We start from the raw sequence: 21,554 nt of genomic DNA, 5'->3' as shown, positions 1-21,554 counted from the left end.
CGCTCGCTCGTCCGGTGCTTTTCCGGATTTTCCGGCTCTGGGAAGACCCGCGCACCTCGACAACACGACAGGGATCACACGCCGAGAACAACACGACGGGAAAGCTTCAGTGAACGGTCGTGGGAGCGGCGTCGCGTAGTGCGCCTACGCGACGCCGGAGATCTCCTCGCCCGAACCTCGGCGAGGCGGCCCACCATCCGGAGGACGCGTCGGCCTCACCACGGGATTCAGCGTCGCCACGAGATACGGCGCCTGCGCAGGTCGTAGATCAGTGCGATCGCCATTCCCAGCGCGATCACGATCAGCCAGATGTCCGCGCTGATGGGTCGGCCACCACCGCTGAGGAGTCCCTGGTGATTGCCGATGAGCATCATCACCATCGCGAAGGTGGAGAACCAGCCCGCGATCTGGATGCCCTTCGGGAACGATCCGTGCCAGCCCCATTCCACCGAGGGCTCTTCGGCAGGATCGATCGCCTGGGTGGGGGTCCGTTCGTTCTGGGTCTGCTCCAGTTCCGTGCTTGCCACGCGTTCTCCTCCTGTAACCGTCGCGACTCCCGGCCTCGGAGTCGCGGACGCCGAATCGTCGGCATGGGGCGGTACACGGTTTCGTCGCGGATCGAACTGCCGCACGGCACGCGGACCGCCGATGTCGACCATCCTCGCACACCGCCGGACGGTAACCGCCGCAGTGTTGTCGACAGTGTGACCGGTCACTCCGGTTGCCCCGTCACTCCTGACTCCCGGTCACCGCGGGACGGTTCGACGGCCACTCGGTTCCGCCGAACGCGACCGCGATGAGGCGTGAAGTCGTCGGTGGGCGAGAATGACCCCGATGGTCTTCGCCCAACCGGATACGCACGCCCGGAACGAGGAACGCGACACGGTGCACACTGTCACACTGCTGGGCTCCACCGGCTCCATCGGTACCCAGGCGTTGGAAGTCATCCGGCAGGCCCCGGAGCGGTTCCGGGTGCTCGGGCTGGCCGCCGGTGGCAACGATCCCGCCGCGCTGGCCGCGCAGGCCCTCGAATTCGGGGTTGAGGTCGTGGCCGTGGCCCGGGCCACGGCCGTCGAGGACGTGCAGCTCGCGCTCTACGCCGAGGCGCAGCGGCTCGGTTACGCGAGCGGGCGTTTCCGGCTGCCACGGCTGTTGGCGGGGCCGGACGCCGCCACGGATCTGGTGCGCGAGACCGAGGCCGACGTGGTCCTCAACGGTATGGACGGCTCGCGGGGGCTGCGTCCCACGCTCGCCGCCCTGCAAGCGGGTTCGCGGTTGGCGCTGGCCAACAAGGAGTCGCTGGTCGCAGGGGGACCGCTGGTCACCAGGGCCGCTTCCCCCGGGCAGATCGTCCCGGTGGATTCCGAGCACTCCGCGCTGGCGCAGTGCCTGTGGGCCGGTCGAGGCGAGGAGGTCGAACGGCTCGTGCTCACCGCCTCCGGTGGGCCGTTCCGGGGCTACGACCGCGAGGCGTTGCACGAGGTGAGCGTCGAGCAGGCGCTCGCCCACCCCACGTGGGCCATGGGGACGGTCGTGACCATCAACTCGGCCACGATGGTGAACAAGAGTCTGGAACTGATCGAGGCCCACCTGCTGTTCGGCGTGGAGTACGAGCGCATCGACGTGGTGGTACATCCGCAGTCGATCGTGCACTCGATGGTCACCTACGTCGACGGCGCCACCATCGCGCAGGCCAGCACGCCCGACATGCGGCTGCCGATCGCGCTCGGGCTGGGTTGGCCCGACCGGATCGGCGGAGTCACCCCCCGACTGACCTTCGAGCAGGCGAGTTCCTGGACGTTCGAGCCGCTCGACGACACGGCCTTTCCTGCCGTGCGGTTGGCTCGGGAGGTCGGTGGGCGGGGCGGATGTCTGCCCGCGATCTACAACGCCGCGAACGAGGAGGCCGTGGCCGCGTTCGTCGCCGGTAACAGTCGTTTCACCAGCATCGTGCACACTGTGGAGGAGGTGCTGGCAGGGGCCGATGCCTGGAGCGTCGAGCCGACCAGCGCGGACGAGGTGTTCGAAGCCGAGGAGTGGGCCCGCCACAGAGCCCGCGAACTCGCCGGTATGGAAAGAGCGCATTGATGCTTGTCGTGCTGGGCATCCTGATTTTCTTCCTCGGACTGTTGTTCTCGATCGCTTGGCACGAGTTGGGCCACCTCGCGACGGCGAAGATGTTCGGCGTCAAGGTGACTCAGTACATGGTCGGGTTCGGCCGCACGCTGTTCTCCCGGCAGGGCAAGGAGACGGAGTACGGCGTCAAGGCCGTTCCGTTCGGCGGCTTCATCCGGATGATCGGCATGTTCCCGCCGAAGCGGGACGAGGAGTACGGCCGTACCGCTTCCTCCGCGCCGTGGCGGGCCATGGTCGAGGACGCCAGGCAGGCCGTGGCCGAGGAGGTTCGGCCCGAGGACTCCCACCGGCAGTTCTACCAGCGTAAACCCTGGAAGCGGATCATCGTGATGGCCGCGGGGCCGTTCATGAACCTGGTCCTGGCCATCGGCATCTTCACCTCGGTACTGATGGGTTACGGGGTCGCGGAGCCCACCACCACGATTCACTCGGTCAGTGAGTGCGTTGTGCCCGCCGGCCAGAGCACGCAGGAGTGCCCCGCCGACGCACCGAAGTCACCGGCGGCGGCGGCGGGCTTCCGGCCCGGCGACGAGATCCTGCGGTTCAACGGCCAGTGGGTCGAGTCGTGGTCGGAGCTGCGCGACTCGATCCGCGAGTCGTCCGGCACCGCGACCGTGCTCGTTGAGCGGGAGGGGGAGAGGATCACGCTCCGCCCCGAGCTCATGCAGAATCCCCAGCCGAGACTGGGTGAGGCGGAGGGCTTGGTCGAGGTCGGTTTCCTCGGCGTGAGCCCCACCGATCATCTGGTGCGGCAGAACTTCGGTCAGGTCGTCACCCGGATCGGCACCATGATCGGCGCGACCGCACAGAAGGTTGTCGAGCTGCCCAGCAAGGTGCCTGATCTGGTGGCCGCCATCGGCGGGCAGGAACGAGCGAAAGATTCCCCCGTGGGCGTGGTCGGCGCGAGTCGGCTGGGCGGTGAGGTGCTCTCCTACGACAAGCTCTCGGTCAGTGCCCGGTTGATCATGATGGTGCAGCTGTTGGCGGGTGTGAACCTCTCGCTGTTCCTGATCAACATGCTGCCCCTGCTGCCGCTGGACGGGGGGCACATCGCGGGTGCGTTCTGGGAGGCGCTGCGGCGCAACTTCGCGAAGCTGACCCGCAGGCCCGATCCGGGGCCGTTCGACACGGCCAAGCTGATGCCGTTGGCCTACGGGATCAGCATCGTATTCATCGCGTACTCGCTGCTGGTGCTGGTGGCGGACGTGGTCAACCCGGTCACGCTCACTTGAGGTTCCCCGGCGGCAGCGTTCCGAAAGGTCCCGCCGGTATCACGCACCGTGTTATTAAACTCACTGGCCAGGTCTGCTAAGAAGGCGGACATCACTCGAAAGGTGACTTCTCGTTCGAGCCGTGGTGCATGCCGGTATCGTGGGTGACGGTCCGGTGCCTCTCACCCGTCGGGCCTGTCACCCCGAGGTTCCCGTCATATCGCGGGACCGACAATTCGATCCGCATTGCGAAGGTGGAGAAGACGCGATGACCGTCGATCTGGGTATGCCCGCCAATCCCGAACCGGTACTCGCGGAACGGCGTAAAACCCGCCAGTTACAGGTCGGACCGGTCGGTGTCGGCAGTGACCACCCGATCTCGGTGCAGACGATGACCACCACGAACACCACCGACATCAACGGAACGCTGCAGCAGATCGCGGAGTTGACCGCCTCGGGCTGCGACATCGTGCGCGTCGCGTGCCCGACAGCCGACGACGCCGAGGCCCTGCCGATCATCGCGCAGAAATCCCAGATACCCGTTATCGCCGACATCCACTTCCAGCCGAAGTACGTCTTCGCGGCCATCAAGGCGGGATGCGCGGGGGTCCGGGTCAATCCGGGCAACATCCGCAAGTTCGACGATCAGGTCAAGGAGATCTCCAAGGCGGCCAAGGACACCGGCACGCCGATCCGCATCGGTGTCAACGCGGGCTCACTGGACCCGCGCATGATGGAGAAGTACGGCAAGGCCGTGCCCGAGGCGCTCGCCGAGTCGGCGCTGTGGGAAGCCGGTCTGTTCGCCGAGCACGACTTCCACGACGTCAAGATCTCGGTCAAGCACAACGATCCGGTGGTGATGGTGCGGGCCTACGAGATCCTCGCCGAACGCTGTGATTACCCCCTCCACCTGGGTGTTACCGAGGCCGGTCCCGCGTTTCAGGGCACGATCAAGTCGGCCGTGGCCTTCGGCTCGCTGCTGCGGCAGGGCATCGGCGACACGATCCGCGTCTCGCTGTCCGCCCCGCCGGTGGAGGAGATCAAGGTCGGTACCCAGATCCTGCAGTCGCTGAACCTGCGGCCGCGCAAGCTGGAGATCGTCTCCTGCCCCTCCTGCGGCCGGGCGCAGGTGGACGTCTACAAGCTCGCCGACGAGGTCACCGCTGGTCTGGAGGGTATGGAGGTCCCCCTCCGCGTGGCGGTGATGGGTTGCGTGGTCAACGGCCCCGGCGAAGCCCGGGAGGCCGACCTCGGGGTCGCCTCGGGCAACGGCAAGGGACAGATCTTCGTCAAGGGCGAGGTCATCAAGACCGTGCCCGAGAGCCAGATCGTAGAGACCCTGATCGAGGAGGCCGGGCGCCTGGCGGAGGGGATGGAGCAGAGCTCCGAGGAGTCGCCCACCGTCACCGTCGGCTGAGCGGCGCGGTACCCGCTCTCCGGCTGTCGGTGAAGCGGACGTTCCTGTTGCTCCCTAGGGTTCGGCGGTTACGAACAGGTTGGTGGTTACGCACGGCTCCTCGTCAGCGGGCTGTTCCGCCCGGTTCCGCGGGGAGTCTCCCGCCAGGTGGGATTCCCCGGTCAGGCCGGTGGTACTGCTCGAGAAGTTCCTTCGATCGGGTGATCTCGATGCGGAATACCTCACTTCCGGAATGTCTCGTGCGGCGTTGTCCCCCGGGTTTCTGGCACGCTTGAGCAGTGCTCAAGCTCGCGGGTGCGCGGTTGTTACAGGGACGGGACTTGGCAAGCGTTCGTTCCCTGCTGGAGTCGGATCCCGTGGCCGCTTGCATGGTGCTTTCCCGGATCGAGGCCGCCGAGATCGACCCGGTTTATCTGAGCGGTGAGCTGTGGGGCTACGGCAGCGGCTACGAGGGGCTCTGCTACTCCGGCTCCAATCTCATACCGCTGCGCGGGGGCAGGGATGCGATGCGCGTGTTCGCCGAGCGCGCGGCTCGACGTCGGCGGGTGTGTTCCTCGCTCGTCGGTCCCGCCGGACAGGTCATGTCCCTGTGGTCCGAGCTGTCCGCCGACTGGGGACCCGCCAGGGAGGTGCGTCCCGAGCAGCCGTTGTTGGCGCTGTCCGAACCGCCCGCGGGATGGGTGGATCCCGCGGTGCGCCAGGTCCGTTCCGAGGAGCTCGACAGCTATCTGCCCGCGGCGGTGTCCATGTTCGTCGAGGAGGTCGGCGTGGATCCCCGTAGCAACGGTGGTGCCGTGGGATACCGCGCGCGGATAGCCGATCTGATAGCCAGTGGACGCGCGTTCGCCCGGTTCGAGGACGGCCAGGTGGTCTTCAAGGCGGAGATCGGTGCGATCTCCGGTACCGTCGGTCAGATCCAGGGGGTCTGGGTACGCCCCGATCGACGTGGCAGTGGCCTGGGGGCCGCTGGTACCGCGGCCGTCGCCGACCATCTGGTGCGCGGGATGGGGCGCAGGGCGAGCCTCTACGTCAACGATTTCAACATCGCCGCCAGAGCGGCCTACCGAAAGATCGGATTCCGGCGGGCCGGCACGTTCAGCACCGTGCTGCTCTGATCGAACTCTGTTGAGCCGCTTTTTCTCCCGCTCTCGTTCGGCGGGACCTCCCGTACGTCTCTCCTCGTGGCGCGGCCCAACCACGGGCCTGAGGGGCACGGGTGAGTGTGAATCGAAACACTTCTTACTCGCTGTAATTCCTTCGACGGATATTTTCCCCTGTTCAGCGACCTCGGTCGTGTCATGGTGCGTGCTGCGCAACACGGTACGCACGACACCTGGCCGGTTCTTCGGCATACTGCGATCTGTGCGTACAGCTCGTGCTCTCAGCTTTCTGACGGGACTGCTCGTCACCCTGCCGCTGGCATCCTGCGGTGTGTTCGATTCCGGGCCTTCGGCCGAGGACGCGGCGTCCGCCTATCTGCGTGACTTCGCCGCAGGCGAGAACGCGGCCGCGGCGGGCCGCACCGATGCACCGGAAACCGCTCGAAAGTTCCTTGCCGAGACCCGGCGGAATCTCTCACCGGAGAAGGTCGAGGCCTCCGTCACCGAGGTCGATTCCGGGGACGGTGGCAGTCCCACCACCGCGAAGTTCCGCGTTTCGTGGAAGTTCGGTGCCGACCGGGTCTGGAGCTACGACGGCGAATTCGAGCTGCGCGAGAACGACAACGCCTGGAAGGTCCACTGGCAGCCCTCCGTGATGCATCCCGAGCTCGGTTCGGGGCAGAGCCTGCACTACCAGCTCGATCCTGCCACTCCCGCGCCTGTCCTGGGGCGGAACGGTACCCGTCTGATGGGCCCACAACGGCTGATTCGCGTCACCGTGGTGCGCAAGGAGGTGGACAACCTCTCCGAGGTCGCCGGGTCACTGGCGCAGGGGTTGGAGCCGGTGGCCCCCGGCGTCACCGCGCGGGGAATAGTCGAGGGTGCCAAGGAGACCCCCGAGAACCAGGCGTACACCGTGGTCACACTGCGCCTGTCCGACTATCAACGGGTCAAGTCCGCGATATACGAATTGCCAGGTGTCCGTTTCCCGGACAGGACCGCCCTGGTGGCCTCGGAACAGGACTACGCCTCCCAGGTGCTGCCCGCCGTCTCCGAGAACCGGAAGGACCGGTTGCACGGCAGCGACGGCTGGCGCGTCTTCACGGCCAACTCTTCCGGCGCCGAGCTGAAAACGCTGCACCGGGTCGAACCCAAGCCCACCGAGGCACTCCGGACCACGCTCAGCGACAAGGTGCAGCGTGCCGCCGAGAACGCGGTCGACCCGATCGACAAGCCCGCCATGATCGTGGCGATGCGTCCCTCCAGCGGCGGGGTGCTGGCTGTCGCGCAGAACAAGGCCGCCGACGACAAGGGCGCACTGGCACTGACGGGGCAGTACCCGCCGGGATCCACCTTCAAGATGGCGACCGCCCTCGCGACTCTCGAAGCCGGAGAGGCCGACATCGGTACGAAGCTCGGTTGCCCGGCGGAGCGAACCTTCAACGGCAAGACGCTGCCCAACGCGCACCATTTCGATCTCGGCCGTGTGACGCTGAAGAAGGCCTTCGCCGAGTCCTGCAACACCACCTTCGCCGGACTGGCCTCCCGGTTGCCCGCCTCGGCACTGCCCACGGCTGCGGAGAAGCTGGGACTCGGCGCCGACTTCGCGATCCCCGGCATAACCACCCTGACCGGAAAAGTGCCCTCCTCCGAGGACGAGGTGACGCGCGCGGTCAACGGCATCGGCCAGGGCAAGGTGCTCGCCAGTCCGTTCGGGATGGCGCTGGCCAGTGCCTCGGTGGCCCACGGCTCCATGCCCACGCCCGAACTGATCCGATCCGCCGAGACGAAGGTGAACGAACAGGCGAAACGCGCCCCCTCCGAACAGGCGTTGCGGAAACTTCGCGAGATGATGCGGGAAGTCGTGCGCTCCGGGACAGCCACCGAGTTGTCCGGTCTGGGCGAGGTGGCCGGTAAGACGGGAACCGCACAGTTCGGCGACGGCAGTCGGGCACACGGGTGGTTCACCGGGTACCGGGGTGATCTGTCGTTCGCGGTGCTGGTGACCGACGCGGGGACCTCGGAGCGGGCGGTGCGGGTCTCGAAGAAGTTTCTCTCCGGGGTTGACTGATCCCGGTGTGTTAGGTTGTCGCGCACCGTGCCGTTCCGGGCGCGGTGCGAGATCACCGTGGACGGGAGTGGATGTGATCTACTTCGATTCTTCTGCCCTGCAGAAACTGATCGCCGCGGAGCCGGAGAGCAACGCGCTCAGTGTCTGGATCCGGAGCAACTGGGAACAGCCACGTGCCACCAGTGCGGTTTCCAGGGTCGACATACTCCGTAGCTTTCGTACGGCGGGGCCCGCGGCCGAGGACCTTGCCTCGATCGTGGTGTCGAAGATCGAACAGCTACCCGTGGGGCAGGACGTGCTCGACACCGCGAGCGGGTTCGACTCGCCACTGAGTTCCACCGAGGCCATCCAGTTGGCCTCCGCCTGTCAGGCGCGGGAGGGACTGCACGCGTTCGTCTCCTACGACCCCGTGATGTTGCGCGCCGCCGAACGCGTCGGACTGGTAACCGTTTCACCGGGCAACGACGCGCCCGGTGCGAGGGATTGAGCGGACTCGTCCCCACCTCTTTGTGGCCGCTCCCACTTCATCTTCCGGTGCGGCGCTGTGTGGTTGGTCATTTCGGGGTCACGTGGTCGACTGCGGGCGGTTTCGCGTGGTGCCGACGTTCTAGAGTGAGGACATGCCCGTACGAAGCCCGCTGCAACCAGGACAGCAAACCCCTCGCCGTCCGGTGCCGTCCGGTATCGAGCGTCCCGAGTACGTCGACAAACCGGCACCGCGGCGCAACACCGATCCCGACGTGCAGCCTCCCGAAGTGATCGATGCCATGCGGGTCGCGGGCAAACTCGCGGCCCAGGCGTTGGAGGAGGCGGGCAAGGCGATCCGTCCCGGTGTCACCACCGACCACGTGGACGCCGTGGTGCACGAGTTCTTCGTCGACAACGGGGTATATCCGTCCACCCTCGGTTACCGCGGGTTCCCGAAGTCGTGCTGCACCTCGTTGAACGAGGTCATCTGCCACGGGATACCCGACTCCACGGTGATCGAGGACGGGGACATCGTCAACGTCGACGTGACCGGGTACATCGGCGGTGTGCACGGTGACAACAACGCGACCTTCCTCGCGGGTGAGGTCTCCGAGGAGGCGCGGTTGCTCGTGGAACGCACTCACGAGGCCACGATGCGCGCGATCCGCGCGGCGAAGCCGGGGCGGCAGCTGAACGTGATCGGACGAGTCATCGAGTCCTACGCCAAGCGTTTCGGCTACGGAGTCGTGCGGGACTTCACCGGGCACGGCATCGGCCGCTCGTTCCACAGCGGCCTCGTGGTGCTGCACTACGACGAGCCCTCGGTGCAGACGGTGATCGAACCCGGTATGACGTTCACCATCGAACCGATGATCACGCTCGGGACTCACGAGTACGACGTCTGGGACGACGGCTGGACGGTTACGACCAGCGACAAGAGCTGGACCGCGCAGTTCGAGCACACCATTCTGATCACCGAGGACGGCAACGAGATCCTCACTCGTCCCTGAGCGTTCCGGAAGGAACGTGGGTGCCCGGGTCGGGGCGCGCTCACGTTGGGCACGCCCCCCTGTCGCGGTACGGGTCGAGTGCCTCTCCCGTGCGGCCGGAAGTCGTGCCGTGAGCCCGGCTGTCGCGTACTGCGGAACGGCTCGGGCGAAACGACTCGGGGGTGTGGCGCGGCCCGCTTGTGGCACCCGACACCCCGCCCGTCTCCTCCGCTCGATGGAGCGGGTTGTGAGCGAGGGCACTTCCGCGTGGCGGGTGGGTGGGCGGTCACGTGACCGTGGTGTATGAAATCCGACGTGAATTCACTGCTGGTTGCCGGGACGACCTCCGACGCGGGCAAGAGCGTACTCGTGGCCGCGCTCTGCCGTTGGTTGTCGCGTCGCGGTGCCCGGGTGGCGCCGTTCAAGGCGCAGAACATGTCCAACAACTCCGTTGTCACCACCTCGGGCGGCGAGATCGGACGTGCGCAGGCAGTACAGGCCATGGCTGCCGGTGTCGAATCCGACGTTCGGTTCAACCCGGTGTTGTTGAAGCCGGGCAGTGATCGCACTTCCCAGGTCGTGGTGCTGGGGCGAGTGGCGGGAGAGGCCACCGCGCTGTCGTACCGCGAACGCAAGGCCGAACTGCTGGACACGGTTACCGCGACGCTCTCCGAGCTGCGTTCCGAGTACGACTACGTGATCTGTGAGGGGGCCGGGTCACCGGCCGAGATCAATCTGCGGGCCCAGGACATCGCCAACATGGGACTCGCCCGTGCCGCCGAGCTGCCCGTACTGGTGGTCGGTGACATCGACAGGGGTGGGGTGTTCGCGCAGTTGTTCGGCACGCTCGCGCTGCTGGATCCGGCCGATCAGGCGCTCGTTTCCGGATTCGTGGTCAACAAGTTCCGCGGTGACCCCGACCTGCTCACTCCGGGGCTGCGTGAGCTCGGCGAACTCACCGGTCGAACCGTGCACGGTGTGCTGCCGTGGTCCGAGGAGCTCTGGTTGGACGCGGAGGACTCGTTGTCGTACGTGGCCGACGGTGTGGTCGGTCGTCCCGCCCCACCAGTGGGTGAGCAGTGGTTGCGCGTGGCCGTGCCGCGACTGCCTCGCATATCCAATGCCACCGACGTCGAGGCACTGGCTGCCGAGCCCGGTGTCTCGGTGCGGTTCGTGACGGAGCCCTCCCGGATCGCGGATGCCGATCTGGTGGTGCTTCCCGGCTCCAAGTCCACGGTCGCCGATCTCGACTGGCTTCGGCGAACCGGGCTGGCCGAGGCGGTTCTCGAGCACACCGCCGCGGGCCTGCCGGTGCTGGGGATATGCGGTGGGTTCCAGATGCTGGGTGAACGGATCGTCGATCACGTCGAGTCCGGCGCGGAGCTCGACGCTCTCGGACTGCTGGACATGGAGGTCGAGTTCGAGACGGCCAAGACGCTGGGCAATCCCGTCGGCACCGCGCTGGGGCAGCCGGTCTCCGGCTACGAGATTCACCACGGCAGGGTGCGGCGCCCTCCCGAGGCCGGTCCGCTGATTCGACTCCCCGACGGGGCGGGGGAAGGAGCGCTGCAGGAATCCGTCGCGGGTACGCACTGGCACGGCTTGTTCGAGAACGACGCGTTCCGGCGCGACTACCTGGAGCGTGCCGCCCGGGCCGCCGGAAGGACGGGTTTCCGCGTCGCCGCGGACACCTCGTTCGCCGAGCTGCGCCGCGACCAGCTGGACCTGCTCGGGGACATGGTCGAGCACCACTTGGACACCGACTCGTTGCTTCGGTTGCTCGACCGAGGTGTCCCCGCCGGTCTACCGCGTGTCTCCAGCGGTCTGGTCTCGCCCTGACCGGCGCGTTCCCGGCCGGGATCTCCTGATCGATTTCAGGTGGTGTGCTGCTCGTCCTCCGAGGTGAACTCGGCGAGGAGCTCGTCCAGGAAGCCGCCCGCCTCGGCCGCGGCCCGTTCGGGATGACCGTCGCGCACGGCTTCGAGCAGTTCGGTGTGGGAGACGTCGCGTTCCGGAGGGACCTCGGGGTCGAAGGTGGTAGCCACGCTGGAAAGCACCGCTTCGCTGATGCCCTGGTAGAGCTGGATCAGCACCGGGTTGTGCGAGGCTTCCACCAGCCGCAGGTGGAAGCGGCTGTCGGTGCGCACGACCCGCTCCGAGTCGCGTTCGGCGAGGGCGGTGTCCCGCTCCCGCAGCGCGATCTCCAGATCCGCGACGTCGGCTTCGGTCCGGGCGTTCGCCGCCAATCGGGCGCTTTCCACCTCCAGGGCGCGCCGTACCTCGAGAACCTGCCGGAGTTCGGTGTCGCACAACCTGCTGACGGCTCCGGACAGCTCACTCGTGGCACGTACGAACGTGCCGTCTCCCTGCCGGACCTCAAGCAGTCCCGCGTGAGCCAGGGCCCGCACCGCTTCGCGGACCGTGTTGCGCCCGACGCCGAGCGCGTTGACGAGTTCCGCTTCCGGTGGGATCCGTTGCCCGAGAGGCCACTCGCCGGATGCGACTAACTCCCGCATCTGGGCGATGACCTGATCCACCAAACCGGTCCTCGTTGTCGTGACCAAGGGCACAGCGAGGTCCTTTCATCCAAACATCCTACGTTTGCGATACTAGTACGCGATGTCTTCCGAGTCGCGCACCGAAACCGTTCCCGATCGGTTGATCGTCCAGGATGCCAGTTCCGGGGCGGGCGAGGCCCGGAATGATACGAGTTCGCAAGCCAACGAAAGTACCCCCGAGATCAACGGCCTCCCCGGTCGGAACGCGGCCGCCGGTGGTGGACTGCTGCTGCTCGGGGTCGCCCTCGCCGCGGCGAACATGCGTCCCGCCGTGACCAGCCTCTCCTCGATACTCGGCGGGGTACGCGACGCGCTCGGCGCCAGTACCGTCTGGGCAGGCGCGCTCACCTCGGTGCCGACGCTGTGCTTCGGGGCCGCGGGCATAGCCGCACCGCTGTTGGCACGGCGCTGGGGGATGCGGAGTGTCGTCGGTGTCGCGCTGGGTGTGCTCACCGCGGCGATGTTGCTGCGGGTGGTGGGCGGTGCGATCACCGTGCTCGCGGGCACCGTGGTCGCCTGCGCCGCCATCGCGATGTGCAACGTCCTCATCCCGGTGGTGGTCAAGGAGTCGTTCCCCGGCCGGGTGGGTATGGCCACCGGTCTCTACACCACGGCGATGGCCGCGGGGGGCTCCGTGGGATCGGCTTTCACCCCCTGGTTACGTGCCGAGCTGGGTGGTTGGCGGCTCGCACTCGCCACTTGGGCGGTGCTCGCCCTCGCCGCCTTCGTCGTCTGGAACTCGGCGGGCAGTGGTGGTGCTCCCGAGCCCGGCGGCGAGGCCCGGCAGCGAGCGGAATCGACGGCGGAGGGTTCCTCGTTGCTGCGTAGCCCGCTGGCCTGGGCGGTTACCGGTTACTTCGCGATGCAGTCGCTGGTGGCCTACGTGGTCATGGGCTGGCTTCCCGAGGTGTTCAAATCCGCGGGGGCCAGTGCCGGGACCGCCGGAGCACTGCTGGGTCTGGTACTGCTGGTCGGTGTGCCGATCAGCATGGTGCTGCCACCCCTGGTCACGAGGACGAGGGGGCAGTCGGTCTGGACGGTCTGCCTGGCGGCCACGGCCATCAGCGGTTTCCTGGGGCTGTTGTTCGCGCCGATGAGCGCACCGCTGCTCTGGGCGCTGCTGATCGGCGTGGGGATGAGCGCGTTCCCGCTGGCGCTGGTGCTCATATCGCTGCGTACCAGCAGTGCGGCTGAGACGGGCAAGTTGTCCGGAATGGCGCAGAGCATCGGTTACCTGATCGCCTCCACCGGCCCCTTCCTGTTCGGAATGCTGCACGACGTCACCTCGAGCTGGTCGGTCTCGTTGGTGGTGTTGACAGGGGTGCTCACGGTGCAGGCCGTCCTCGGTGCGTTCGCCGGGCGTCCCCGCACCGTCTGATCCGAGTTTTCTGTCCGGGAGTTCCGGCGGGAACGAAGCCGGGAATCATGCGAGTTGTGGAAGCGGAGCGGCCCGGTGAGCACCGGGCCGCTCCGCGCTCGTGCCCGCTCGCTCAGTCCAGGGGCAGGCCGAGCAGTGCGTTCTCCACCAGCTCGGGCATCGCGGGGTGGATCCAGTACTGGCCGCGAGCCATGGCACGCGCGTCGATGCCGAACTCCATGGCCTGGATGAGCGGCTGAATCACGGTGGGTGCCTGCGGCCCGATGATGTGTGCGCCGAGCAGCTTCCCGGTCGAAGGGGCGGCGAGCAGTTTGGCGAAGCCGGTGGTGTCCTCCATCGCCCACCCGTAGGCGATGCCGCCGTAGTCCTGTGTGGCGGTGACATAGCCGATACCGTGTTCGGCGGCCTGCTGCTCGGTGAGCCCCACCGAGGCGATCTGTGGGTCGGAGAACACCGCGTGCGGTACGAAGCGGTGATCGGACTCGATCGGTGTGTCCGGGTACAGCAGATTGTGCTGCACCACCCGCTCCTCGTGGTTGGCGACGTGCTTGAGCTCGTACTCACTGCTGACGTCGCCGAGCGCCCACACCCCTTCGACGGTGGTGCGCTGTGTGCTGTCCACTTTGATTTTTCCGTCCTCGGCGGTCTCGATTCCCGCTGCGGCGGTGTCGAGCAGGTCCGAGTTGGGGCGACGTCCCGTGGCCACCAGCAGCGTTCCCGCTTCGAGGGTCTCGGCCCCTTCCGGGCCGTCCAGCCGGAGCCGCACGCCTGCCTCGGAACCACTCACCTCGAACTCGCGCCGGTTCAACCGCAGGTCCCACTGCCTTGCGGCCAGCTCGGTGAACCGTTCCGAGATGTCGTCGTCCTCGCTACGCAGCACCCGCCCGGAACGGCCGACCATGGTCACGCGCACGCCCAGCGCGGAGAAGATGTGCGCGAACTCCGCCCCGATGAAACCCGTGCCCATGATGATCATGCTTTCCGGAAGGCTTTCCAGCCGCATCACACTGTCACTGGTGTGGTAGTCGACATCCTCGATACCCGGGATTTCCGGAATCACCGGACGGCCTCCCGCGGCGATCACCACCCGGTCGGCACTGATCGTGGTGGGCCCTTCGGCGGTCTCCACCCGGAGCTCCCGTGTCGCGGTGAACCGTGCGGTGCCCTCGTAAAGAGTGACGTTGGGGTTCTCGTCCCTGCGGAACCGCTTTCCGCTTTCGGAGATCGTGTCGATCCTGCCGAACACGCGGTCCCTGATCTCGCGCCACCGCACCTCGTCGAGTCGTACTCCGACTCCGAGTCGTTCCCCCGCCGCCGGGGAATTCGCGACATCGGCGGTGTGCACGAACATCTTCGTCGGTATGCACCCCACGTTCAGGCAGGTGCCCCCGTAAGACGAGTTGCTTCCGACACCCTTCTCCACGACCGCGACATCCCAGTCGGCGAATCGTTCGTCGAGGATCGCGTTGCCCGAACCGGTGCCGATGATGATCAGATCGAAGTGTCGCACGTGCCCCATCCCGTCTCTGTTTCCTTACCGCCGCGTACAACCCGGGGCTCGTTCCGGAAATTCCTAGCGTGTCCGGTGACCGCGCGACAACACGTCCCGGAGTGCGGAGGAGTCGACTGCGCCCCTTCGGTGGCGAGTTTTGTTTCCTTGAGCAGAAAATAGCCAATTGTTACGAGGCTGTTCTCTATTCGGAACACTCGGTTCGATCATATTGCTAGCGCTGTGCGCAGGGATTATTTCGGGATCGCGTCGGTGTGCTGGATGTAACGCGACATGAAAGATGCTCGAAAAAGTGGGGGAACAGCAAGTCGAACATTCCCGCGACCAAGGAATCCGCGGGGTTCCGCGGACCGAGGGGTCCGTGCGTTCGCGGTGAGTTGGAGTACGAATGCGGCTATCCTCGCGGCAGCGGGAAGACCCCGTCGAGCTACGACAGAAGATTCCCTCCACAGGTGGTTCGGGCCCCGAGGATTCCGGAGGCGGGACCACCGAAGTGAGGCGCGAGGCGCGCCGCGATGGTGCGCAGCGGCCCCACAGTGCTCGAGCGTTGCCGTGGGAGCGTCGTTACCGCTCGTTGGTCGCTGTCGGTGATGTGATCGCCACGGGGTTGGCAGTGGCGGGAGGCACGGTGTTCTCGGCGCCCTCCGAGTCGTGGCGGACGGTTCTGTTCGCGGCCGCCACCGCCGCCGCACTGCTCACAGCCCTGGTTCCGGCCTGGGACCACCGAATCCTCGGACAGGGGGCCGAGGAGTTCCACCGGTTGGGCAGGGCACTGCTCACCGCTGCCGTACTGTTGGCCTTCGGGGCGGTCGCCGCCGGTGTCGGTCAGTTGCGTGGGTGGATCTTCGCCGTGTTGCCCGCGGCCGCCGTGCTGTGTTTGTTACAGCGTTATGTACTGCGCAAACTGCTGCATCGGAAAAGGGCAGCGGGTCGTTGCATGCTTCCGGTCATCGCCGCGGGGGACCCCGAAGCGCTGCGCGATCTGATCGCGCGTACCCGGAGGGAGTCCCACCTCGGTTGGCAGATCCGCGCGGTGTGCACCGCGGGACGGTCGGGGAGCGGGGTGGACGTCGACCAGATCGACTCCGTTCCGGTGGTGGGAAGCCTCGACGACATCGCCCGACAGGCGCGGCTGGATGCCTACCGAGCGGTGATGATCAGTGCCGACCGGTACTGGACACGTCAACGGCTGCAGTGGCTGTCCTGGGAGCTGGAGGGCACTGCCACCGAGATGGTGGTGGCTCCGGTGCTGATGGACATCGCCGGTCCCAGAGTGCACGTGTCCGAAGTTCTCGGCATGCCGCTGTTGCGGCTGAGCGAGCCGGTGCTGACCGGGCCGCGGCTGTTCGTCAAGTCCGTTATGGACAGAACGGGGGCGTTGCTGTTGCTGCTGACGCTGTCACCCCTGCTGCTCGTGATCGCCATCGGGATCAAACTGGACAGTGCGGGACCGGTGTTCTACCGGCAACGACGCGTCGGGCACAACGGCCACGTGTTCACCATGCTGAAGTTCCGAACGATGGTCACCGGTGCCGATTCCACCGCTTTCGGTGGTGACCTCACCGACGAGGGGGCCGGTCCGCTGTTCAAGTCGAGGTGCGATCCCCGGGTGACCGGCCTCGGCTCCGTGCTGCGGGGGTACTCCCTGGACGAGTTGCCTCAGCTGGTCAACGTTCTCCTCGGTGACATGTCCCTGGTGGGGCCGCGGCCGCCACTGCCCAACGAGACCGAGTCCTACGAGCTGGAGATGCACCGCCGCTTCCTGGTACGTCCGGGGATGACCGGGCTGTGGCAGGTCAGCGGTAGGAGCGATCTCTCGTGGGCCGAGAGTGTGCGGCTGGATCTGCGTTACGTGGAGAACTGGTCACTGACGCTGGACTGGATGATCCTCTGGAAGACGGTGCGTGCCGTGATGACCAGGGAGGGGGCCTACTGACGGTGCGTGGCCGGGCCGCTCCCGCCTCCCGGGGTGGCTCTACGCAAATTGCCTAAAGCTTTTAGGTTTTTGTATAGTACCTTTAGGGAAACTGCGGACGAGGGGGAGTTGTGCCGAGAGCGGGACTGAGCGCGGAACGCATCATCGGTGAGGCGGCGGAGCTGGCCGACGAGGTCGGCTTCGAGCAGGTGACGATCTCCGCGCTGGCCAGACGATTCGGTGTCAGGGTCGCGAGCCTGTACTCGCACCTGGACAGCTCGCACGCTCTCAGGACGGGGATCGCGCTGCTGGCCCTGGAGGAACTCACCGATCGTGCCGCTGCCGCACTGGCCGGACGGGCGGGCAGGGACGCCCTCGTCGCCTTCGCCGAGGTCTACCGCGATTACGCCCGACAACATCCCGGCCGCTACGCCGCGAGTCGGTACCGACTCGATCCGGAGACGGCGGCGGCGAGTGCCGGAGTCAGGCACGCGCGACTCCTGCGCGCCGTCCTGCGGGGTTACGAGATCACCGGCGACGAGCAGACACACGCGGTTCGCCTGCTGGGCAGCGTTTTTCACGGCTACGTCAGTCTGGAGCTGGAGGGCGGATTCAGCCACAGCTCTCCCGACAGCGCACGATCCTGGGCGCGAATCGTGGAGGTCCTCGATGGCCTGCTGCGGAACTGGCCCGAAGCCCCCCGCCCCGATGCCATCCGGCCCGACGCCTCCCAACGGGGGAGTTGAACCCCGGCAGCGCTCGCGGCCCCCGAAATGTACCGACGGCTTCCGACTCAACACACGACAGGAAAAGACCATGCACCACGAGCCGACCCTGCTCGACACACCTATCACCGCGAATCTGCTGCGCGGCGCGATGGAGACCGAGCACACCGAACGCGGATCGCTACCGCATCGGTTGCCCACCAGAGCGCTTGCCCAGTGCGGTGACGGGCAACTCGCCATGGCCGAGAGCCAGCCCTCCGGCGTGCGACTCGCCCTGCGTACCCGAGCCACCACCGTCGAGCTGGACACCGTGCCGACCAAGCGGATCTACCGTGGGGTCCCGCCTCGTCCGGACGGAATTTACGACCTGCTCGTCGACGGCTCGCTGGTGGCGCAGGCCCACGTCAGCGGCGGCGACACCCTCGAAATCGACATGACCACGGGAGGCGTCCAGCGGCAGCCCGGGCCGGTCGGAACCCTTCGCTTCACCGAGCTGCCCGAACGTGTGAAGAACCTCGAGATCTGGTTACCACACGACGAGACCACCGAACTCGTGGCGCTGCGCACCGACGCCCCCGTCGAACCGTCCCCGGAGTCGGGCCGTGCCGTCTGGTTGCACCACGGTAGCTCGATCAGCCACGGTTCCAACGCCGCGAGCCCCACCGCGACCTGGCCCGCGCTCGCCGCGAACACCGCCGGTGTGGAGCTGATCAATCTGGGACTGGGCGGAGGCGCACTGCTCGACCCGTTCACCGCGCGAACGATGCGAGACACCCCCGCCGACCTGATCAGCATCAAGCTCGGCATCAACCTGGTCAACGCCGATCTGATGCGGCTGCGTGCCCTCACACCCGCGGTGCACGGTTTCCTCGACACCATCCGGGAAGGGCACCCCGACGCTCCGTTGCTGGTCGTCTCACCCATCCACTGCCCGATCCACGAAGCCACCCCGGGGCCCAGCGTTCCGGACTTCACCGAGTCCGGCGGCGGGCGGTTGCGGTTCCGTGCTGCCGGTGAGCAGGCGGAACGGGAGAACGGGAAGCTCACGCTGGAAACGATCCGGGCGGAGCTGGCTCGGATCGTGGCGCAGCGGGCGGAAGAGGATCCGAGGTTGCACTACCTGGACGGATGCGAGCTCTACGGTCCGGCCGACTACGCCGAGCTGCCACTGCCGGACGAGCTCCACCCGGATTCCACCGCCCACCGCCGTATGGGTGAACGTTTCACCGGGTTCGCCTTCGCATCCGAAGGGCCCTTCGCGGGACACGACGACCGTCGATACCGGTCCCGGTGATCTCGTCGATCGTTTTCCGCAGCGACTCGTGGTAGCGGTCCGGATCGAACAGCTCGGCGGCCTCGCGACGGGCGTGCTCGGCGAACTCCAGCGCACCCGGCCAGTCGAGTAGCACTCGTTCCACACCGTCCGCGAGGGCCTCGGGACTGTCGGCTTCGACGATGTGGCCGCGGCTGCCGTCGCCGACCGTTTCGGGAAGCCCCTGGACATCGGTGACCACTACCGGCAACCCGGCGAGCTGTGCCTCCACCGCGGTATTGCCGAACGGTTCGAACCGGGAGGGCACCAGGGCGATGTCCGCTTCGGCGTAGTGGTGCCAGACATCGGAGTCGAAGCCGTGCAGCCGGACCGAGCCCGACAGTTCGTGCTCACGGATCAGTCGCTCGATCTCGCGTTCGAACCATTCGTAACCGTCGAAGACGGAACCGATCAGATCCAGCGTGACCGAATGCCCCCGTTCCCGCAGCAACGCGAGCGCCCGCACCGCCGTGTCCGTGCCTTTGCGCGGCGAGAGCCTGCCCACCAGGACGAGCCGGTGCGGCCGGGTGCTCGAGGGCTCCGCACAGGGCTGATCGGGGCCGGCGACCCCGTTGTAGACCACGCTGGTGCGGTTCCGTAGCAGCGGAATCGCGCGGTGCAGCACCTCCGCGGCGGCACGACTGTTGACCACGACGCAGCGGGACGCGAGCAGGGGAAGTGTCAACCCGACACGTACCGGTAACGGTTGGGCGTCCTCGGCCTCGTGGACGTGCGTCACCACGCGATGCCCGAGCGCGGCGGCCAGCAACGTCCAGGTGGGAACGGTGATCGTACTGATGTAGACGGCCGCGTAACGGCGTGCCAGCAGTCGAAGCATGGCGGGGAGCGCGACAAGGCTGTCCCACAGGAAACCGAGCAGGCCGGTGGGGTGCAGTACGCTTTTACGTAGCACCGCCGTGGGGCAGTGGCGCACCCGTGCCCCGGTTCGTCGCAGACACGGTACGAGTGGACCCCGCTCGGGCAGTACCACCAGCACACGGTGCCCCGCCTCGGTCAGCGCTCGCACCGATTCGAGGAACACGCGGTCGGAACCGTACAACTCGGCGGACGGGTGTACCAGCAACAGTTCGCTCGGCGAGTGGCTCCGCCGGTGGGGCCGCAAGCGGTCCCGGAACACCTTCCGAAGCGCTGCCGTCGCTGTTTCCCGGGCAGTAACAAGGCTTTCGAACGGCGAACTGGTCATCGCTGCTCCCATCGGGGCAGTCCCACCGTCGTGGGAAGTGCGGAAGTCGACGGTCTCGGCGCTGTCAGCGGGTGATCGCGGAGTTCCCGTTGCCCGCGAGCTCCGTTTCCGTCCGAAGCATCCCGGCCCAGGCCGCGAGCATCAGCAGCCAGACGGCCGAAGCGTTGGCGGGCGCTCCGAGGGATTCGGTGAACACCGAGTTGGCCAGCATCCCCAACGTGACCGAGATGATGATGGTGCGGTCCGCACGCGGTTCTGGTCGCAACCGTTTGGCGTGCGTGGTGTTGACGAATATACCGATCACCAGCGCCGACCAGACGAGCAGGCCGAGCAGGCCGTTGTTCACGAGCAGGTTGATCACGGCGTTGTGACCGCCGCCGAGTCCGATCTCGTCCAGAAAGAGCCCGCGTGTGGCACTCAGGCCGTGCCCGTACAGCGGCCGTTGTCCGAAGGCTTCGAGGGCGTAGCTCCACAATTCGGTCCGGGCGTTGAGGGTCAGCAGCCGCGACATCGAGTGACCACGAGTGAAGAACCCGGCGATGGCGGGTGCGGCTGCCATCACCACCGTCAACACGCCGACCGACAGGAAAGCCGTGATCTCCAGCCTGCGGGTTCCCCGCCACCTGATCCACAACGCCACGACCGAACCGACCGCGGCGGCCAGTGCCGCGCTCCGCGTGTTGGTCGCGATCAACCCGCCCGCACAGACGGCCAGCATGCCGAGATAGATCCCCAGCGGCCAGCGCGGACCGGTCCTGGTGTTGCGTCTGCCGATGACGTAGCTCGCGAGCACGATCACGGCGATCGCCAGTAGTTGCCCCGCGGCCACGGGGTGCAGGTACAGCCAGGTGAACCGATCCGGCTGACTTTCCCTGCGCGGGAAAGGGACCAGCACTCCGAAGATCACCGACATCGTGATCAGCGCACTGTAGGCGTGCGCGAGGAAGTGCATGCTCGCGCGATCCGAGTGGCGCGCCATCGTACGCGTCAGTGCCAGGATGACCACCATCTGGCAGGATCGCACCAGAGCCATCTCGAAATACGGCGAGTACACTGTGGACAAAAAGAACACCGCGATGTAGGCATAAGTCGCGAGTGTCGTCCAGTGGGCCGTCACGAGCCTCGGCGTGGGTCGGAACCGCAGGAACAACCAGCAGGAGATCACTCCGTAGGTGGCGATCTCGAGCAGCACGAAGAGGTCAGGATTGCCCGAAATGGACTGGTCCTGATCGCGGAGTCGGAATTCGTACTCGCTGGCTAGGATGAACGCCAGTGCGCACACGGTCAGGCGGATCGTGTCCCGATCGGAGCGGAAACCGGATGCGTCGGCAAGGAAGTGGCGATAGTCGAGCACGGAAATCCTCGGCTTGGGTGTCTTGCGAAACGGGTTCTACCAGTCCTGCCAGAGGTGTCGGGAACCGGTGGCTCGGACAGCGCGGAATGGTGAGGCCGGAGACGAGGCGAGGAGCGCGTCTCGGAGGAGATCTGGTAACGAACTGATACCGCGAGCTTATACAGCGGTCACCGCGCCCGCACCATTGATTGCCGAACTACGGCGAA

The 21,554-nt window shown here is 66.8% G+C and carries 17 protein-coding genes; 12 read left to right on the top strand and 5 right to left on the bottom strand.

Annotated features, from left to right (window positions below):
* Window positions 1–227: 227 nt before the first annotated feature.
* Window positions 228–527: a DUF2631 domain-containing protein gene (locus tag ACOQFL_RS07005; RefSeq protein ID WP_435543264.1), complete on the bottom strand. Its 300-nt coding sequence runs from the start codon at window positions 525–527 to the stop codon at window positions 228–230.
* Window positions 528–834: 307 nt separating this feature from the next.
* Here ACOQFL_RS07005 and dxr point away from each other — a divergent pair, with 307 nt between their 5' ends.
* The 8 genes from dxr (at window position 835) to ACOQFL_RS06965 (ending at window position 11,231) form a co-directional block, all read left to right on the top strand.
* Window positions 835–2,088 carry a 1-deoxy-D-xylulose-5-phosphate reductoisomerase gene (gene dxr, locus ACOQFL_RS07000; protein WP_435543377.1) on the top strand — a complete coding sequence of 418 codons (1,254 nt, stop codon included), beginning with the start codon at window positions 835–837 and terminating at the stop codon, window positions 2,086–2,088.
* Complete coding sequence (locus ACOQFL_RS06995) at window positions 2,088–3,368, top strand: M50 family metallopeptidase (protein WP_435543263.1); 1,281 nt, start codon at window positions 2,088–2,090, stop codon at window positions 3,366–3,368. The genes dxr and ACOQFL_RS06995 overlap by 1 nt, the downstream gene beginning before the upstream one ends.
* 247 nt (window positions 3,369–3,615) lie before the next feature.
* The gene (gene ispG, locus ACOQFL_RS06990) at window positions 3,616–4,764 is read left to right on the top strand and encodes a flavodoxin-dependent (E)-4-hydroxy-3-methylbut-2-enyl-diphosphate synthase (RefSeq protein ID WP_435543262.1); all 1,149 of its coding nucleotides are present in this window, start codon (window positions 3,616–3,618) and stop codon (window positions 4,762–4,764) included.
* 278 nt (window positions 4,765–5,042) lie between these two features.
* Window positions 5,043–5,879 carry a GNAT family N-acetyltransferase gene (locus ACOQFL_RS06985; protein WP_435543261.1) on the top strand — a complete coding sequence of 279 codons (837 nt, stop codon included), beginning with the start codon at window positions 5,043–5,045 and terminating at the stop codon, window positions 5,877–5,879.
* A gap of 247 nt (window positions 5,880–6,126) precedes the next feature.
* Complete coding sequence (locus ACOQFL_RS06980; protein ID WP_435543260.1) at window positions 6,127–7,935, top strand: penicillin-binding transpeptidase domain-containing protein; 1,809 nt, start codon at window positions 6,127–6,129, stop codon at window positions 7,933–7,935.
* Window positions 7,936–8,008: 73 nt separating this feature from the next.
* A complete protein-coding gene (locus ACOQFL_RS06975; protein ID WP_435543259.1) occupies window positions 8,009–8,422 on the top strand; it encodes a type II toxin-antitoxin system VapC family toxin in 414 nt (137 codons plus the stop codon).
* Between the two features lie 133 nt (window positions 8,423–8,555).
* Entirely contained in the window at window positions 8,556–9,413 is an 858-nt protein-coding gene (map, locus tag ACOQFL_RS06970) for a type I methionyl aminopeptidase (protein ID WP_435543258.1), read from the top strand.
* A gap of 294 nt (window positions 9,414–9,707) precedes the next feature.
* Window positions 9,708–11,231, top strand: a complete 1,524-nt coding sequence (locus tag ACOQFL_RS06965) for a cobyric acid synthase (RefSeq protein ID WP_435543257.1) — start codon at window positions 9,708–9,710, stop codon at window positions 11,229–11,231.
* Window positions 11,232–11,266: 35 nt separating this feature from the next.
* Here ACOQFL_RS06965 and ACOQFL_RS06960 read toward each other — a convergent pair whose 3' ends face one another.
* Window positions 11,267–11,962 (bottom strand): FadR/GntR family transcriptional regulator, encoded by a 696-nt coding sequence (locus tag ACOQFL_RS06960; protein WP_435543256.1) that lies wholly within the window; start codon window positions 11,960–11,962, stop codon window positions 11,267–11,269.
* 49 nt (window positions 11,963–12,011) lie between these two features.
* Here ACOQFL_RS06960 and ACOQFL_RS06955 point away from each other — a divergent pair, with 49 nt between their 5' ends.
* The gene (locus ACOQFL_RS06955; protein WP_435543255.1) at window positions 12,012–13,328 is read left to right on the top strand and encodes a CynX/NimT family MFS transporter; all 1,317 of its coding nucleotides are present in this window, start codon (window positions 12,012–12,014) and stop codon (window positions 13,326–13,328) included.
* A gap of 112 nt (window positions 13,329–13,440) precedes the next feature.
* Here the strand turns inward: ACOQFL_RS06955 and ACOQFL_RS06950 are convergent, their stop codons facing one another.
* Window positions 13,441–14,838, bottom strand: a complete 1,398-nt coding sequence (locus tag ACOQFL_RS06950) for a mycothione reductase (protein ID WP_435543376.1) — start codon at window positions 14,836–14,838, stop codon at window positions 13,441–13,443.
* Between the two features lie 388 nt (window positions 14,839–15,226).
* Here ACOQFL_RS06950 and ACOQFL_RS06945 point away from each other — a divergent pair, with 388 nt between their 5' ends.
* The 3 genes from ACOQFL_RS06945 (at window position 15,227) to ACOQFL_RS06935 (ending at window position 18,772) form a co-directional block, all read left to right on the top strand.
* Window positions 15,227–16,774, top strand: a complete 1,548-nt coding sequence (locus ACOQFL_RS06945; RefSeq protein ID WP_435543254.1) for a sugar transferase — start codon at window positions 15,227–15,229, stop codon at window positions 16,772–16,774.
* A gap of 110 nt (window positions 16,775–16,884) precedes the next feature.
* Window positions 16,885–17,499 (top strand): TetR/AcrR family transcriptional regulator, encoded by a 615-nt coding sequence (locus tag ACOQFL_RS06940; protein WP_435543253.1) that lies wholly within the window; start codon window positions 16,885–16,887, stop codon window positions 17,497–17,499.
* A gap of 70 nt (window positions 17,500–17,569) precedes the next feature.
* Complete coding sequence (locus ACOQFL_RS06935) at window positions 17,570–18,772, top strand: GDSL-type esterase/lipase family protein (protein WP_435543252.1); 1,203 nt, start codon at window positions 17,570–17,572, stop codon at window positions 18,770–18,772.
* Here the strand turns inward: ACOQFL_RS06935 and ACOQFL_RS06930 are convergent.
* A complete protein-coding gene (locus ACOQFL_RS06930) occupies window positions 18,702–19,994 on the bottom strand; it encodes a glycosyltransferase (protein ID WP_435543251.1) in 1,293 nt (430 codons plus the stop codon). The genes ACOQFL_RS06935 and ACOQFL_RS06930 overlap by 71 nt on opposite strands.
* A 64-nt stretch (window positions 19,995–20,058) precedes the next feature.
* A complete protein-coding gene (locus tag ACOQFL_RS06925; RefSeq protein WP_435543250.1) occupies window positions 20,059–21,348 on the bottom strand; it encodes an O-antigen ligase family protein in 1,290 nt (429 codons plus the stop codon).
* Between the last annotated feature and the right edge of the window lie 206 nt (window positions 21,349–21,554).

Origin of the sequence: Actinopolyspora sabaoui (assembly GCF_051225635.1) — a bacterium.
Classification (GTDB): domain Bacteria; phylum Actinomycetota; class Actinomycetes; order Mycobacteriales; family Pseudonocardiaceae; genus Actinopolyspora.
This window is presented reverse-complemented; position numbering and strand designations above follow the sequence as displayed.